Raw genomic sequence first — 15,573 nt, forward strand, 5'->3', positions numbered from 1 at the left:
TAGATATTACCACGAGGCTGCAGTGTGACGGAGCCGAGATTGCTAGACATTGTATTCGGTGAAAACGCTGGGACAATCCCGGCACAATCGCTCCAGACAGAACTCACCAATCTTGGCGTGTCCGGTAACCTATATTTGGGGTATCCGGTTCTCTCGACTGCGGATGGGAAGGTGTTTGTGGATGCCCTCCTTGTCAGCGAATCCCACGGCCTTATTGCCTTCGATCTGTCCTCAAAAATAGAAGGCGGTCGCCCGACTGACGCAGAAAAGTCTGAAATCGCTGACCGGCAAAACCAGATTTATGCGTCGATCTATAACAAGCTGAACACCCATGCGAGCTTGCGTCGCGGACGCTCGCTTGCAGTGGAGGTAGGAGTGGTAACTTATCACACGGGGTTAGCTGAACCTTTCGAGGACGGAGAGGTAGTAGCGACGCCGCCCGCGGGATTGCCCCAAGTTATGAAGCGCTTTGGAGGAGTTCCGAGTGATGTACTTCGCCCACTGAAAGCCGCTGTCCAACGAGTGTCGACGCTGCGTCCTCCGAACAAACGAGAGCACGTAGTTCGCGCCGATTCCCGTGGAGCAATTTTGAAGCGAATTGAGCGAGAGATCGCCAACTTGGATAATTGGCAAAACAAGGGGGCGATCGAATATGCCAACGGACCACAGAGAATTAGAGGGCTTGCGGGATCCGGTAAAACTGTCGTCTTGGCTCTGAAGGCCGCTTACCTTCACGTGCGCCATCCAGAATGGCGTATTGCAGTGACCTTCTCGTCGCGCGCGCTCTACCAGCAGTTTCGCGATTTAATCAGGCGTTTCACTTATGACCAGATCGAGGACGATCCAGACTGGAATCGGCTTCTGGTTATGCATGCTTGGGGAAGCACTCGAGAGTCGGGCGTCTACTCGACCGTCTGTTCTCACTACGGCATTGTTCCGGTGGATTGGCGCACAGCCAACGAGCGCTACGGCAGCCGTTCGTTCGAGGGTGTATGTGTGGAATTGAACAAGGCAATTGCTGCGCAAGTCGACAAACCGGCAGTGTTTGATGCCGTGCTTGTTGATGAAGCCCAGGACCAACCCACCGCCTTCTATCGCATGCTCTACAGCGTTGTGCCACGTCCACATCGCATCATGTGGGCTTACGATGACCTTCAGAATCTCGGCGATTATGAGATGCGTTCCGAAGAGGTTCTTTTTGGTTCAGATGCGGCTGGCGAGCCGCTTGTCCGCTTGCGGAACGAAGCCAATAAACCCAGGGAAGATATCGTTCTTCCCGTTTGTTATAGGAATACCCCTTGGGCGCTCGCGACGGCTCACGCCCTAGGCTTTGGTATCTATAGACCGCAGGGGCTCATCCAGATGTTCGATGAGGCGTCGATTTGGCCTCGCATCGGGTACGAGGTCACGGGCGGTCAACTTGAGCTCGGACATCGTGTCCGCCTCCAGAGAAGGCCCGAATCTTACCCGGCGTACTTCCCTCAACTCCTCGATCCCGCTGATGCTGTCCAAGCTCGGGTATTCGGCACGGAGGAGGAGCAGTACGAAGCCCTTGCACTCGCCATCAGGCAAAACCTGCAACACGACGAACTCGATCACAGCGATATTTTGATCGTCCTTCCGAACACCTATACGTCTAAAAAGGTGGGTGCACGAGTGATGTCTGCATTGGCAAGAGCGGAGTTGGCCTCACATTTGGTTGGCGTCACAACAAGTCGAGATGAGGTGTTTCAACGAGGTTCCGTCGCGATCACCCATATTCACCGTGCCAAGGGTAATGAAGCGGCGATGGTCTACATCGTAAACTCTGAATATTGCCACGGCGGTTTTGAACTGAGCCGAAAGCGGAACATTTTATTTACAGCGATTACTCGATCGCGTTGTTGGGTTCGAATTTTCGGCGTCGGCGAGGGCATGGCGGGCCTTGCCGCTGAGTGTGAATTAGTCAGGGGCCACAGCTACGAATTGGATTTCGATTATCCCTCTCAGGAGCAGATCGAAAAGATGGCGCGCGTGCACCGAGACATGCCGGAACACGAGAAGAGACAGTGGCAAGGTAAGTTTACCGCTATCGAGGATGTGCTCAGGGCTGTTGAAGCTGGTGAAGTCCCTGTCGATGCTCTCCCGAAAAGCATCCGCGATAAGCTAGGTCTCGAAACGGACCGGTAGGCAAAGGGTCATGAGCGTCGCCGCGCTTGCACGCCGGATCACTCAGTTTGGCTTTGATCTGCTAGGCAGGGAATTTGCGCTAGACGCCCGCATGCATGTGAGCAGGCAGTTATCGCAAACGCGTTCCTCGCTCATCTGGCTGCGCGACGAAAGAAGACGCTTCTCTGATACTTGATGACCCGCCACGCATCCTCGACTACTTGGCGCTACTGGAGCGTAAAGAGTACTCATTCTTGATGCGAGATGGAGCAATCGTCCAAGTTTCATATACCTTCGAGGGAGGCGCAATAGATCGCCATAGACTCCTCTATCTTCCGTGTCCGTTCTCAGTCGACGTGTCGTTGCTCGACCAGCTTGAGGTAAGTCTCTCGGACCTGATAAGAGAGGTCTATATGTCGGATTTGGAGCGCAGCATAGCGCTCAGGTCACCAATCCGATTCGACTATGCGCCGGAGGCGGCGGCTGACTTCCATCCAGCATCTCACATTACGATCAACGAGCAAACTTGTCGTATTCCAGTACGCTCTCCGATGCGCTTCGACCAATTTATGCGATTTGTCTTGGAGAATTTTTACCCGCACGTGATCGAGGAGCAGAGCATCGCGGACGCAATCCTTTCCGAGCATGACGTCGAGTGCTTGTCTGAACACGATCGTGGTCGTATTCACCTCACATGGCCTAACGCGTAACTGCGCGTTTGCCGTATTGGGCCAGGCGCGCTTTTGCGTGGTTTGCCAAATTCTGTTGGGATTATGGTGACAGTGCATTTAACTATTGCTCCCCAAAGACGGCTTGCGAGCTGAATGCACTATCACCGCAATTCGACGTTTTGGCATTTTACTTCCCACGCCAAATCACACGGGCGTCGATCGATTACTGCTCCTTCTGGAACAAATCCTGGAAGATGAGCTGGCCCCAGACGCGGCCGCGACCAGAGCGTGCGCGGGCTTCTGCGGGTGACGCTGGCACCGCCGCTTGCGACACACCTGCTCATGCCTGATTTCGCCGAGTTCGCGCGCCTGCATCCTGATATCGAGATGGAAATCGTGTCGTCCGGCGAGCTCGCAAATCTCACCAACCGGGAGGCCGACGTCGCGATCCGCGTCGTCTACGACCGCAAAACCCTGCCGCTCAATCTTCACGGCGTGAAGGGACCGGATGTGTTCGGCGGCGTCTATATGTCCCGCGAACGCCTGACCGCGTCGCGCGCGGCCGCGCCTGATTCCATGCGATGGATCGTCATCAGCATTCATGGAATCCCGGACTGGGCCCGCGAGGTTCGCACCACGGGGGTTCCGTTCAGGACCACGGACGCCGAGGCGCAGCTCGTTGCTGTCAGGCAGGGGGTCGGGATCACGACACTGCCGTGCTTCGTCGGAGATGCCGACCCCCTGCTGGTGAGGGTGCCGGGCATCGACCTGCACATGTACGGAACGCTCTGGCTTCTCACGCAGGGGGAGACACGCAAGACGAAGCGCGTGCGGCTCTTCACCGAGTTCGTATCCCGCAGGCTCGCCGTGTACGCGCCGCTGCTCGCTGGGCTGTCCCTATCGCGCGACTGACGCGCAGCCTGGCGCGAGATTCCGGGTGAACGTAAGTTGCTCCCGACACCAGGGCGCCGGGAGCAGGTTCGTCACTTCGCGAGCGCGGCCTTTTCGATGACCTCAGCGACCTCTTTCGCATGGACGACGAGCGAGGCATGGCTGCCGGCGACGTCCGTCGTCTGAGCCTTCATCCTGGCTGCGAACAACTTTTGGGCCTCGGGCGCGATCACCTTGTCCTTCGTGGTGATGACATAGAACGTCGGCTTGTCCCGCCACGCCGCAATGCTCACGGGAGCCTCGAACGCAACGTGATTCAGCGGAAGCTGCGAGTTGGCGAGGTGCGCGGCGATCTCCGGAGGAAGGTCAGCCGCAACGGCCGAGGGAAACACCTTGGGGTCGACGTACAGATTGCCCTTCGCGTCAGGATGGATCGCATTGCCGCCTTCGGTCGGCGGGCCGGCCTTGGCCAGCGACGCCAGGGATTCCCCGACCTCCGGCGCGAACGCGGAGACATAGACCAGCGCCGAGACCTTGGGATCGTTGCCGGCTTGCGTGATCACCACGCCGCCCCATGAATGGCCGACCAGAACGGTTTTGCCGTCCTGCTTCGCGAGCGCCTGCTTGGTGGCATCGACGTCGGCGGCGAGCGAGGTGAGCGGATTTTCCACGAGCGTGACACGGTAGCCCTTCTTCGTGAGAATATCGGCAACGGGCTGCCAGCTCGTCTGGTCCACGAAAGCGCCGTGCACGAGCACGATGTTGTGGGCTGCTCCCTTCGGCAGTTCGGCGGAATTGGCGGAGCCGACCAATGTCGTTCCGGCCAGGAGTACAGTGGCGGCTGAGAGGAGAATATTTCGCATTGATTGTTCCTGTTGATATGGCGGACGGAATGAGGTCCGGGGGAATGGACAGGCGTTTCCAGCGAGGTCGCGGTTTCTTCCACCCGCCGTTGGCGAAATGGTTGCCGCACGTGATGTCGGCCCGCCGCGACATGACCTAGTTCGCGGGCTTTTCGGTCGATAGGGATCAACCGTCCGGATGTTGTGTCCGATCGTCCACCCGACTAACTTCGGCGCATGGACATCCTCGCCCAAGTGCTCGATCGCGTTCGCCTCGGTGGGACGCTGCTGTTCCACTTCGAGCTCGGCCATCCCTGGAATTTGGAGCTGCCGGCGCGCCCCTACGCGCTGTTTCACTATCTCAGCCGGGGCTCGGCGACCCTCAAGCTCGAACAGGGACAGGAAATCCAGATGACCGAGGGCGATTTCGTCGTCATCACACGCGGCGAGCCCCATGTGTTTTATTCGGATCGCCGGGCCAAGCCTTTGCGGATCATGGATATCGATCGAGCATCGTCGCGGTTTGGCGTCATTCGTCACGGCAGTCGCACAAAGCCGCTCTCGACCATGATCTGCGGCAATTTCACCGTGTCACGGCCGATGTTTGGCAGCGTGTTGGAGCTGCTTCCGCCCGTGCTTCTGCTGAAGCCGACCGCGGACGGCGGCTGGCTCGAAGCCATCCTGCGCCGCATGGTCAGCGAGTCCGCGCAGGAGCGTCCCGGCCAGCGCGTCGCGCTCTCACGACTGACGGAAGTGCTCTTCGTCGAGGCGCTCCGTAGCTGGATCGCGTCCCTCAGTCCCGGACAGGGCGGTTGGCTCGGGGCCATATCGGACCCGCATATCGGACCTGCGCTCAAACTGATCCACGAAAACCCGGAGCGGCCCTGGACGCTGAGCGATCTCGGCCATCGCGTGGGGCTCGGCCGCTCGGTATTTTCGGCCCGCTTCACCAAGCTGGTCGGCCAGTCCATGCATCGTTATGTGATCGAACGCCGGATGGCGGAGGCGGCGTTCCTGCTCGAAACCAGCGACGAGCCCATCGCACGGATCGCGAGCCAGGTCGGCTACGAGACAGCGGCGGCGTTTTCAAAACTGTTTCATCGACATCATGGCATGTCGCCCGGCCGCTACCGGGCCGCTCAGCGCCTCGATGGAAGCCAAGGTCAACCGCACGGTTCGGAAGTGCACAGCTCGGAAGTGAAAGTCTCCGATTGAACGTGCGTCGGTTTCTCCGTCGCGCCTCATCTCGCTCTCGTCGCCGGTGCTCAATTGTCGCACCTTCGGTGTGAAGCATCTCACACGCACGCTTGCGTCAATGCTGCGATAGAGTACCTGTTGTGATTGAACGTGGTGAATTTAGTCGATTTGACACACCCGCCATCGCATCAGCCTCAAATGAGCTGCACACGCCAGAACGGCATGTTGAAATAGCCTCCAATCGGCCGCTCGGCCGATGAGAGCTATGGAGACACTATGGCTGACAAACTCGAACAGAGCATGGTTGGTACGTGGACCAAATCCACGTCGGCAGCGTGTGCGGACAAGTATCCCGCCACTCTCACATTCTCGACCGGCACCTACCGCGGCATGCGCGGACCAGGGCAGGGCATGGTGTGGTGGGACGCGGGAATCTACCGTCTCGAGGATTCCAACACACTCGTCGTCGGGACGGCGACTGATGAACTTGTGACCTATCGCATTTCACTCAAGGCCGACCGATTTGAGTTTACGGATTCAGAGGGCTGTGTCGTGACCTATCGGCGCGCGTAGGACTGCGCACGCCACAGCTGACTTCAGATAACGCGGCCGTACCCGCGAACGAGCCCGATGCTCACGTCGATCGCCTCCACCTTTCAACGAGGAGAAGACGACATGTGCAATTGCTCAGAGCATGAATCGAGTGGCAGCCTTTCCAAGATGACCGCGGCATCGGTCGAGCCCGCCATGAAGCCGCAGGTCCCACTGTCGCGCCAGATCAGCTTCAGCGACGATGAGTCCGGCGATCAGCCGGCCGCAACCGGTCTGCAGCCCTTTCCGCCGTTCAGGCTCTGCAGGCTCGACTTCCGCGAAGGCTGCTATCAGATCAACTTCAGGCCGACCGCCGGCTTCGTGACCTTCGAAGGCACGCTGCGCGTCGATCGCTCGGCGCCCGACGGCGGCGCCGACCATCTGATCGTCAGCGGTGATCTCTACTCGCGCCGGCCGGTGATCGGTCCGATCCCGCCGGTCGGGCCCGTGGTGCCGGTGGGCGACGCGGATGAAGACGAAGCGGCGGCGGACTCGGGACTGACGAGCCTGGCCGGTTCGCTCAGTGCGCTCGATGAACCCCTGATTCCATTCCCGATCCGCCGGCCGCGGATCCCCATCTTCCCGCGCGCGCGCTATCATTCCTATCTCAGGGTGACCAGCGTGTCCGCGCCGGTCGCGGTCCCGCTGCCGAAGAAGTGCGAGCTGACGATTGTCGCCGAGCAGTTCAATTACACGCAGCCGCCGGCCGGCCAGTTCAAGGGCACGTTCCCGGCTTCGCCGTCACGCACCGTGACGATGAAGCTTTCAAAGGTGCCGGCGCCGTTTCCGTTCTCCCTGACCGGCGGCCCGTTCTACCAGGGCCGGCTGTTCGAGGGCGGCGTGGACAAGGGCAGCATCACGCTCGCCTGGGTGTCGAAATTCTTCCGCCGCGCGACGCTGGAGATCGACACGCTGGTCGGCGCCGTGCGGCCTGCACCGGTGCCTGACGGTGCCGGCGGCACCGAGTTCTTCGATACGGTCTTCGCCAAGACCGGCTGGCAGCTGTCGGTGGTGCAGGACCAGCTCAACGTACCGGTGCCATCAGGCGTGGTGGCGACCAATTGCTGGAGCTCGGCGGATCTGCACGCGTTGATGACGACCGTGCGCAATCCCGCGACCAATCTGGACACCGAATGGCGCGTGCACATGATCGTGGTGCCCGCAAAACTCGGATGCTCGCGCGGCATCATGTACGATCAGATCGGCGTACCCCGCGAAGGCTGCGCCAGCTTCTCCGATGACGGCTATCCCGTCTCGGACTCCTCGAACTTCGGTCTCGCCGCCAACAAGAAGCAGCGCGACGTGCCGCGTGCGTTCCTGCGCAGCGCGACCCACGAGCTGACGCATACGCTGAACCAGATCCACCAGGAGCAGGAGACGGCGGCCGACAACTCGATCATGACCACGACGCCGAGCGTCGCGGACGTGCTCGGCGGTCCCGCGACCGGCGAGCCCGGGGTGTTCCCGGACCAGATCAAGCTCGCGCACAACACCAACGTCCGTCATCACCTCAACCACATGCCGGACCCGGTCATTCGTCCGGGCGGATGGCCGTTCGCAAGCTGGTTCCCGACCGGTGCGCCGCAAGCCGCCGACCGGCACGATTTCGAACCTTCCGAGCTGGCGCTGACGGTGACGGCCACGACCGACCGCGTCGCGCTCGGCCAGCCGCTGGATCTGACCTGGACGATGACGAACACCAGCGGCGTGTCGCTGCGCGCGCCGAACGACGTCAGCATCGAGGCCCTGTTTGCATCGATCACCGTCACCGACGGCGAGGGGCACGAGCGTCCGGTCAGGCCTTTCGTGATCCTGTGCGAGCACGCGAAGCTGGCGGAGCTCGAGCCCGGCAAGAGCGTCACGGCGTCAGCGAAGGTGTTCTGGAGCACGGCGGGCTTCGCCTTCGAGAAGCCGGGCCGCTACCGAGTCGACGTCGCGGTGTCATGGTCGGCGCAGGGCGTGATGGTGGGCGTGCAGTCGGGGGTCGACGTGTTCGTCGACTATCCGACCAGCGCGAGCGACAACCATTCGGCCAATCTCGTGCTGCATCCCGAGGTCGGCAAATGGGTGGCGCTCGGCGGCGATGCCTATCACCTCGGTGAAGCGTGCCGGCGGTTGCAGGCACTCAGCCAGACCGCAGCGTCAGCCGGTGCGCGCGCCGCAACGGCTGCGGCCGGCGACGATACGACCGCGCCGCGCGCGATCGACGGCTTTGCCGACATGCTGCCGGACCGCGCCAAGCTCGCCAGGCTGCGTCCCGAACTGTCCGCTGAGACAGGCGGCCGCGCGGAGCGCGGACCGGGGCGAGCGGCAGCGCCAGGACGCAAGCGCGCAGCGAAGGCGAAGAAGCGTAGGGGGCGGAAGGGTTGAACGTTTCGTGACAGTTCGGTGAAGACCGTCGGTGTCAAAGGCGACGGCCGCACCTGCGACGACGTCGTGGGCCTTGCGCGCCGTCACCTTCCACCGGCGGGATGATCGCAGACTTCGATATGAAATTCTTCATCTTTGCCGCGCTGGTTCGATCTGCGCTAAATTTCAGCAAGATGTGAACTCGCTTTAAGCGTGCATTAGCGTAGACTGTCGCGCACGAAGGCGGGGTCTGGTTCGCGTCCAATATCGGTTGAGTGAAGCTCCCGACCATCGATCCGAGAGTCGATCCACGACCAGCAGGGAGCAAATCATGGCCTGGCCTACGCTTGCCGAACTCGTCTCGAACTTCGCGCCGATCCTTCATCTCGACAAGGACGAGGTCAATCTGCCGTCGTCGACCGACTGGTACATCGGCCAGGTCGGCTACCAGGCCGCTGGCGGCATCTATTCCGGTCCCGGTCAGTGGAATTGGGGGACGGCCGAGCAGAGCAGCCCCAACGACTATCTGGTCGCGCCGCAGGCGATATGGGCCTCGCTGATGAAGGGATATCTCCCCAGCGCCACCAGCTATGTTCACGTCCTGCCGGTCGACGACCGCACCGACATGGTCGATCTGCAGTACTGGCTGTTCTATCCCTATAACGGGCAGGAGACCTTCGAGGTCACCGGCTGGACCGGCAGTACCGGTCAGGCGCTGATGCCGCTCTCGATCCATTGGGGCGACTGGGAATGCGTCACGGTGCGCGTCAACATCGACCAGCAGGTCGTCGGCGTGTTCTTCTCGCAGCATTCGGGCGGACAATGGTGCTCGCCGAACGACGGCTTCCTGTCGCTCAGCGGTACGCACCCGAACGTCTATGTCGCGAGCGGGTCGCATGCCAACTATCCGGCCGCGAGCAACAGCACCTACGAGATCGGCGGCGTCGATGTGTGGGACGTGCGCTTCGCGGTGGCCGACTACGCGCGCGGCGGCGGTCCGACCGTCAATCTGGTCACGCCCAATCCGCCGGTCGTGATCCAGAACGATGCGCAGGCGATCCTTCCCACGCCCGTGACCCCGCCACCCTGGCTCGCCTTTAAGGGCCGCTGGGGACAGCCGATCGAGCCCACGCTGACCGACGCAGAGATCGGCTCATTGGTCGCCGCCGCCGCCAACGGCATGCAACTGAATGTGCTGGTCGAGGAGGCCGTGCAGTACGTCGCAGGCTCGACGACGCTGCAGGCCTGGCTCTCGGAAGTGATCCTGCCGATCGCGAAGGGCGATCTGACCGGCCCAACGGGACCATCGCAGAAGGGCTCCTGGGCCGTGACGCCGACCTTCCTGCCGTTCGGCACCGACGCGCCGATCGCTTCGAGCGTCAGTCTCGTTCCGGTGACGCTGGCGACGATGCCGGGATCGCAAATCCTCTGCATCGGAATGGGGAATCCCTTGCCACCGATGATGAGTGCGTGGAGCTTCGAACAGGGCAAATGGTCCAGTGCGAAGTCGCCTACCATGGCCCCGTTCGGCGGACTGGCCGCCTGCGCGACGCCCTCGGGCGGACTGGCGCTGCTCGGTCTGGGCAAGACCAGCCTTCTCGCCTTCATCTCGTCCTCTGGGGCGTCCGGAGGGCCGTGGAGCGCAGCGGGGCTCTGGCCCGCACCGCCGGCCACGACCGGGGCCAGCATCGGCCAGTTCAACGGCGCCTGGTATATTGCCTGGGGCGGCGCCGACGGGACGATCCAGTATCTCAGCACGACCGACTGGGTGCACTTCGGGTCTCCGCAAAGCGTGATGCTCCCCGGCGAGAACGGCCCGGTGCCTGCAACGATCGCAGGCGGTGCGCTGGTGGCGCCTGCGGTAGAGAGCTGCGGGGGCGTGCTGGTGATCGTGGCGCCGATCGCGGGTCTCGAAAAGGGGATGCCGACGGTGCTCGGCGCCTATGTGTCGTCCGACGGTTCGAACTGGACAGGCCCCAATCTGCTGCCGAGCATGTCGCTCTGTTCGGACACCAGCGGCGCGCTCGCCGGAGGGCCGAACGGGACGCTCTATTGCTTCTATGCCGACAGCAACAAGAAGGTGCGCTACTCGGTCACCAGCGATGGCGCGGACTGGAGCGATTCAGGCACCATCGCCGGCGCGTTCACCCAGCGGACGCCCAGCGTGGTCCCCTGGCAGGGCGGCTTTCTTGTCGTGCATCCCGGCAAGTCGTCACCGACGGTGTACTGGAACAGCGCGACCTTCGAGTAAAAGCGCGGCGGGATCACTGCACAGCCCCCCGGCGCAAACGCGGGATGTAGACGGCGCTGTCCCATGATACGCCGACTACATCGTCGCCTCCGGAGTTCGTGTTCATGTCCGCCGCAACCGCCCCCAACCAACAGCCCGCGACCGCCACCGAGACCGACCCCGAAGCGCTCGGCTGGATGACGGGCTTCCCGCCATCTCCCGACCGCACCATCACCTTCCAGAACGGCTCGTTCCGCAATTTCCCCGAATTGCGCTGGGCCTGGAGCAACGTTCGTCAGCTGGTGCCGACGGTGAATGTCTGGCGCGGGGCAGCGCCCGCGTCCGTGTTGCCGCGGGAAGACCACGACATCGGCGCGGTCGCCTCGACCACCCTGGACGGCCGGCCCATGACGTTTACGAAGATGCTGGAGGAGACTTATACCGACGGCATCGCCGTGTTGCATCGGGGCAAGCTGATCTATGAGCGCTATTTCGGCGCGCTGAAGCCGCACAAGCCGCATATCGCGATGTCGGTGACGAAGTCGTTCACGGGCGTGCTTGCCGGCATTCTCGTTACCGAGGGCAAGATCGATCCGCAGGCGCAGGTCACGGACTATGTGCCGGAGCTGAAGGCCAGCGCGTTCGGCGACGCCCGCGTGCACGAGGTCATGGATATGACCACGGGGCTCGAATACACCGAAGTCTATACCGACAAGAACTCCCACGTGTGGGGCTTGCGGCGCGCCAACGGCATGGCGCCGATTCCGCCTGGCTATGACGGTGCGACCAATATCTTCGATTTCCTCGTCGCGCAGAAGAAGCAGGGCGAGCACGGCAAGGCCTTTGCCTACAAGACCGTCAACACCGACGTGCTCGCCTGGATCTGCCGGCGCGCTAGCGGCATGACGTTGTCCGACCTTCTCTCCGAGCGCATCTGGACGCCGATGGGGGCGGAGGAGGACGCGCATTATCACGTCGATCGCATCGGCACCGAGAGCGGCGGTGGCGGCCTCTCGACCAGCTTGCGCGATCTCGCCCGCTTCGGCGAGACCATGCGCAATCATGGCCGCTTCAACGGCCACCAGATCGTCCCGTCACAGGTGGTCGAGGACATCGCGCGCGGCGGCGATCCCGAGAAGTTCAAGCCGGCCGGCTACACCACGCTGCCCGGCGCGTCCTATCGCAACCAATGGTGGGTCACGCACAACGCCCACGGCGCCTATATGGCGCGCGGCGTTCATGGCCAGGGCATCTACGTCGATCCCAAGGCCGAGATGGTGATCGCGCGCTACGCATCGCACCCCGTCGCGGGCAACGCCGCCAACGACCCCGTGACGCTGCCGGCCTATATGGCGCTGGCGAAGCAGCTGATGGCGGGCGGGTAGGGCGCCCTATTTAGGATGGGTAGAGCGAAGCGAAACCCATCCTACGCTCCCATGCCAAACCGCAAGATCGGTCGAGCAAATGATCCCCTTCAGCGGCTATCTGAAGCCGCCACGGAGGAGGGACGATGAAGGCGGCGCTGCAAAACTATCAGGACCGGATGCGGCGGGTGCTGGACCATATCGACCGGCATCTCGACAGCGATCTGGACCTGGAAACGCTGAGCAGTGTTGCTGCCTTCTCGAAATTTCATTTCCACCGGCAGTTCACGGCGACCTTCGGGTTGTCCGTGCATCGCTATGTCCAGCTGGCCCGTATGAAGCGCGCTTCCTATCTGCTGGCCTACAGTAACGCCCTTGGCGTCACCGACATCGCGATGGACGCCGGTTACGACGCACCGGACGCCTTTGCCCGCGCCTTTCGGCAACGGTTCGGGCAATCGCCGTCGTCGTTCCGCAACTCTCCCGACTGGGAGCCGTGGCTTGTCGCCTTCGGGCCTCTCGACAACGCGAGGAGCAAGCTCATGAAGACTTTTACCACTGACGACGTGACGATACGCGACGTGCCCTCCACGAAGGTGGCGATCATGGAGCATCGGGGCGACCCGGCGACGCTCGGCGACACCATCCGGCGGTTCATCGCTTGGCGCAAGAAAGCCGGCCTGCACCCCAGGACAAGTCCGACCTTCAATGTCTGGCGGTCCGAACGGCGTCCTTCCTCGCCCGCCGCTTACAGCACGGACCTCTGTGTCGGGACCGACCAGCCGATCGAGGCGAACGGCGAGGAGATCAAGGCCGGCGAGATCCCTGGCGGACGCTGCGCGGTGCTGCGGGTCGTCGGCTACACCGACAATCTGGAGCCCGCCGCGCTCTACCTTTATCGCGACTGGCTTCCGGCCAGCGGCGAGGAAGCACGCGACTTCCCGATCTATTGCCAGCGGCTGAGCTTCTTCCCGGAGGTGCCGGAGCATGAGACGGTTGCGGACGTGTTTCTGCCGCTGAAATAGCGCCGCCCTCCGACGGCGGGCGAACCGGCATCATTCAATATCGCGCGTTCCACGGTCCTGCGGTCGCACGAATATAAGAATTGACTTATATTAGTGAAAGACGATATACGCCGTTGCGCGAAACGATGCGGAGGGATGCAATGGAAATCGACGTCGCCAGGGTCTTGGGGCTTGTCACGCGTTCGGTGAAGAATTTCGAGAAGGATGGAAAAGCAGCCAGCACGGTGACGCTGACGCGGCTTTACGAGACCAGCGTCGACGATCTCTGGGACGCCGTGACCAGCCGGCAACGCATTCCGCGCTGGTTCCTGCCGGTCGAGGGAGACCTCCAGCTGGGCGGAAGGTACCAGCTGAAGGGGAACGCGGGCGGCACCATCACGGCATGTACGCCGCCGACGCATTTTGCAGCGACGTGGGAATTCGGCGGCGGGATGAGCTGGATCGACGTTAAGCTGGCAGCAGAACGGGATCAGGCGCGTCTGACGCTGGAGCACACCGCAATCATCGAAGACCATTGGAATCAGTTCGGTCCTGGTGCTGTGGGTATCGGTTGGGATCTCGCCATCGCGGGACTGGAGCGATATGTTGCGACCGGCGCATCGGTCGACCACGAGACGGCCGAGGCTTGGATGGGCTCTCCTGCCGGCAAGGAATTCATGACGACAAGCGGTGAATATTGGTGCAAGGCGCATGTCGCGAGCGGGGTCGATCCTGATACGGCGAAGCAGCGCTCCGACCGCACCATCGCCTTCTATCGCGGCGAGATGCCGCCTGACGTCGCGCATCCGGGCACAGGAAGCTGATGCACGTCTTCGAGGTCCTCGCCGATCCCGTGCGCCGTCGCATCCTCGAGCTGCTCGCCCCGGGGGAGATGGCGTCCGGTGAGGTCGTTGAAGTGATCGGGGCCGAGTTCGGGATTACGCAGGCGGCCGTGTCGCAGCATCTCAAGGTGCTGCGCGAGAGCGGCTTTGCGACGGTTCGGGCGGAGGCGCAAAGACGGCTCTATTCGGTCGACGGTGCGGGGCTTCGGTCGGTGGATGCGTGGATCGGTCAGTTCAGGAATTTCTGGGAGCCGAAGCTGGACGCGCTGGCGACGGAGATCGCGCGCGGCAAGCGGGAGCGCCGTCACGCACCGATGACCAAACGGAGCGGGAAGAGGGCCTGAGCTCCATGATGTAGGATGGGTTTCGCTTCGCTCTACCTATCCTGCGCGCTCATCTCCCCAGCGCCATCGCGATGCGCGAGGCCAGCAGATTCACCGTTCCGCGCTTTCCATATCAGCGCATTTTCGTCCCGCGCCTATGCTTGTCATCGACGTGAACGCGCGTTTTGCCGGCAGCGGCCGGGCCGGCCTTCACGTGATCGATGAAGGCTCTCAGTTTCGGCATCGTTTGATGGCGGCTCGGATAGTAGAGAAACACGCCCGGCGCCATTGGTGCGAAAGACTTCAGGACCTGTACGAGCTTTCCCGTCTTCACCAGGCTGGTGGCGATCGGTGCGGGCACTTGCGCAAGTCCCATGCCTTCCACGGCGGCGCCGAGCATGGTGGGAAAGTCGTGGGCAATTAGCGGCCCCGAGACGATCGCTTCGACCGTCTTGTTGCCATCGACAAGAGACCAGGGCGCGATCGATCCGTTGCTGCGGCGAATGCGCAGGCATGCGTGCTGGCGCAGGTCGTCGATACGCTCGGGCTGTCGGTGCCGGCGTAGATAGTCGGGGCTGCCGACGACCACGAACGGGAAAGGGGGCGTCAGCCGGACCGCGACCATGTCGGTGGCGACGAACTGGCCCATCCGGACGCCGGCATCAAACCCCTTGGCCGCGAGGTCGACCAATTCCTCGCCGGCGGCGATCTCCACCTCGACCTCGGGATAGGCCTGGCAGAAGGATGCGATCAGCGGCTCCAGCAGGATCGGTACCACCGCGCGCGGCACGGTGAGGCGCAACAGTCCAGTCGGCCGCTGTCCAAGATCGCGCGCAACCTCGCTTGCGGCGACGAGTTCCTCGAAAGCGGGCTTTGCGCGCGAGAGGAACCGCGCGCCGGCCTCGGTCAGGCCGACACTGCGTGTCGTGCGTATGAACAGAGCTGCGCCGACACGCGCCTCGAGCGCACGGACCGCCTGGCTGATGGCCGATGGCGTGACCCCGAGCTCCGCGGCCGCCCGGCGGAAACTGCGGTACCGGGCGACGCGCAGGAACGCTTCCACGCCATCGAGCGCGCCTTGTCTGACTGTGAAGTTCTGCTTCATAGCCCATCAACATTAT

12 protein-coding genes and 1 pseudogene are annotated in these 15,573 nt (G+C 62.5%); 11 read left to right on the forward strand and 2 right to left on the reverse strand.

Going from position 1 to position 15,573, the window contains the following annotated elements; genetic code table 11:
- Positions 1-39 precede the first annotated feature (39 nt).
- The 3 genes and pseudogenes from AB7008_RS23055 to AB7008_RS23065 form a co-directional block, all read left to right on the forward strand.
- Positions 40-2,169, forward strand: a complete 2,130-nt coding sequence (locus AB7008_RS23055) for a DEAD/DEAH box helicase (RefSeq protein ID WP_441259574.1) — start codon at positions 40-42, stop codon at positions 2,167-2,169.
- A gap of 188 nt (positions 2,170-2,357) precedes the next feature.
- On the forward strand, positions 2,358-2,858 hold the full coding sequence (locus AB7008_RS23060) for a DUF2290 domain-containing protein (protein ID WP_441261237.1): 501 nt from the start codon (positions 2,358-2,360) through the stop codon (positions 2,856-2,858).
- Between the two features lie 234 nt (positions 2,859-3,092).
- Positions 3,093-3,731, forward strand: a pseudogene (locus tag AB7008_RS23065) (LysR substrate-binding domain-containing protein); the annotation flags it as partial.
- 71 nt (positions 3,732-3,802) lie between these two features.
- Here the strand turns inward: AB7008_RS23065 and AB7008_RS23070 are convergent.
- Entirely contained in the window at positions 3,803-4,573 is a 771-nt protein-coding gene (locus tag AB7008_RS23070; protein WP_441259575.1) for an alpha/beta hydrolase, read from the reverse strand.
- Between the two features lie 216 nt (positions 4,574-4,789).
- Here AB7008_RS23070 and AB7008_RS23075 point away from each other — a divergent pair, with 216 nt between their 5' ends.
- The 8 genes from AB7008_RS23075 (at position 4,790) to AB7008_RS23110 (ending at position 14,473) form a co-directional block, all read left to right on the forward strand.
- Positions 4,790-5,767 (forward strand): AraC family transcriptional regulator, encoded by a 978-nt coding sequence (locus AB7008_RS23075; RefSeq protein ID WP_248882929.1) that lies wholly within the window; start codon positions 4,790-4,792, stop codon positions 5,765-5,767.
- A gap of 258 nt (positions 5,768-6,025) precedes the next feature.
- Entirely contained in the window at positions 6,026-6,322 is a 297-nt protein-coding gene (locus tag AB7008_RS23080) for a hypothetical protein (RefSeq protein WP_248882930.1), read from the forward strand.
- A 102-nt stretch (positions 6,323-6,424) separates the two neighbouring features.
- Positions 6,425-8,710, forward strand: coding sequence for a hypothetical protein (locus AB7008_RS23085; protein WP_441259576.1), 2,286 nt, complete (start codon positions 6,425-6,427; stop codon positions 8,708-8,710).
- A gap of 310 nt (positions 8,711-9,020) precedes the next feature.
- Positions 9,021-10,940, forward strand: coding sequence for a Vps62-related protein (locus AB7008_RS23090; RefSeq protein WP_441259577.1), 1,920 nt, complete (start codon positions 9,021-9,023; stop codon positions 10,938-10,940).
- A 104-nt stretch (positions 10,941-11,044) separates the two neighbouring features.
- Positions 11,045-12,304, forward strand: coding sequence for a serine hydrolase domain-containing protein (locus AB7008_RS23095; protein ID WP_441259578.1), 1,260 nt, complete (start codon positions 11,045-11,047; stop codon positions 12,302-12,304).
- Between the two features lie 125 nt (positions 12,305-12,429).
- Positions 12,430-13,308 (forward strand): AraC family transcriptional regulator, encoded by an 879-nt coding sequence (locus tag AB7008_RS23100; RefSeq protein ID WP_248882937.1) that lies wholly within the window; start codon positions 12,430-12,432, stop codon positions 13,306-13,308.
- Between the two features lie 140 nt (positions 13,309-13,448).
- Complete coding sequence (locus AB7008_RS23105; RefSeq protein WP_264621044.1) at positions 13,449-14,111, forward strand: SRPBCC family protein; 663 nt, start codon at positions 13,449-13,451, stop codon at positions 14,109-14,111.
- Complete coding sequence (locus tag AB7008_RS23110; protein ID WP_039149669.1) at positions 14,111-14,473, forward strand: ArsR/SmtB family transcription factor; 363 nt, start codon at positions 14,111-14,113, stop codon at positions 14,471-14,473. Before AB7008_RS23105 ends, AB7008_RS23110 begins: the two co-directional genes overlap by 1 nt.
- A 112-nt stretch (positions 14,474-14,585) precedes the next feature.
- Here AB7008_RS23110 and AB7008_RS23115 read toward each other — a convergent pair whose 3' ends face one another.
- On the reverse strand, positions 14,586-15,557 hold the full coding sequence (locus tag AB7008_RS23115) for a LysR family transcriptional regulator (RefSeq protein WP_441259579.1): 972 nt from the start codon (positions 15,555-15,557) through the stop codon (positions 14,586-14,588).
- Positions 15,558-15,573 lie beyond the last annotated feature (16 nt).

Origin of the sequence: Bradyrhizobium sp. 521_C7_N1_3, assembly GCF_052075975.1 — a bacterium.
Classification (GTDB): domain Bacteria; phylum Pseudomonadota; class Alphaproteobacteria; order Rhizobiales; family Xanthobacteraceae; genus Bradyrhizobium; species Bradyrhizobium japonicum.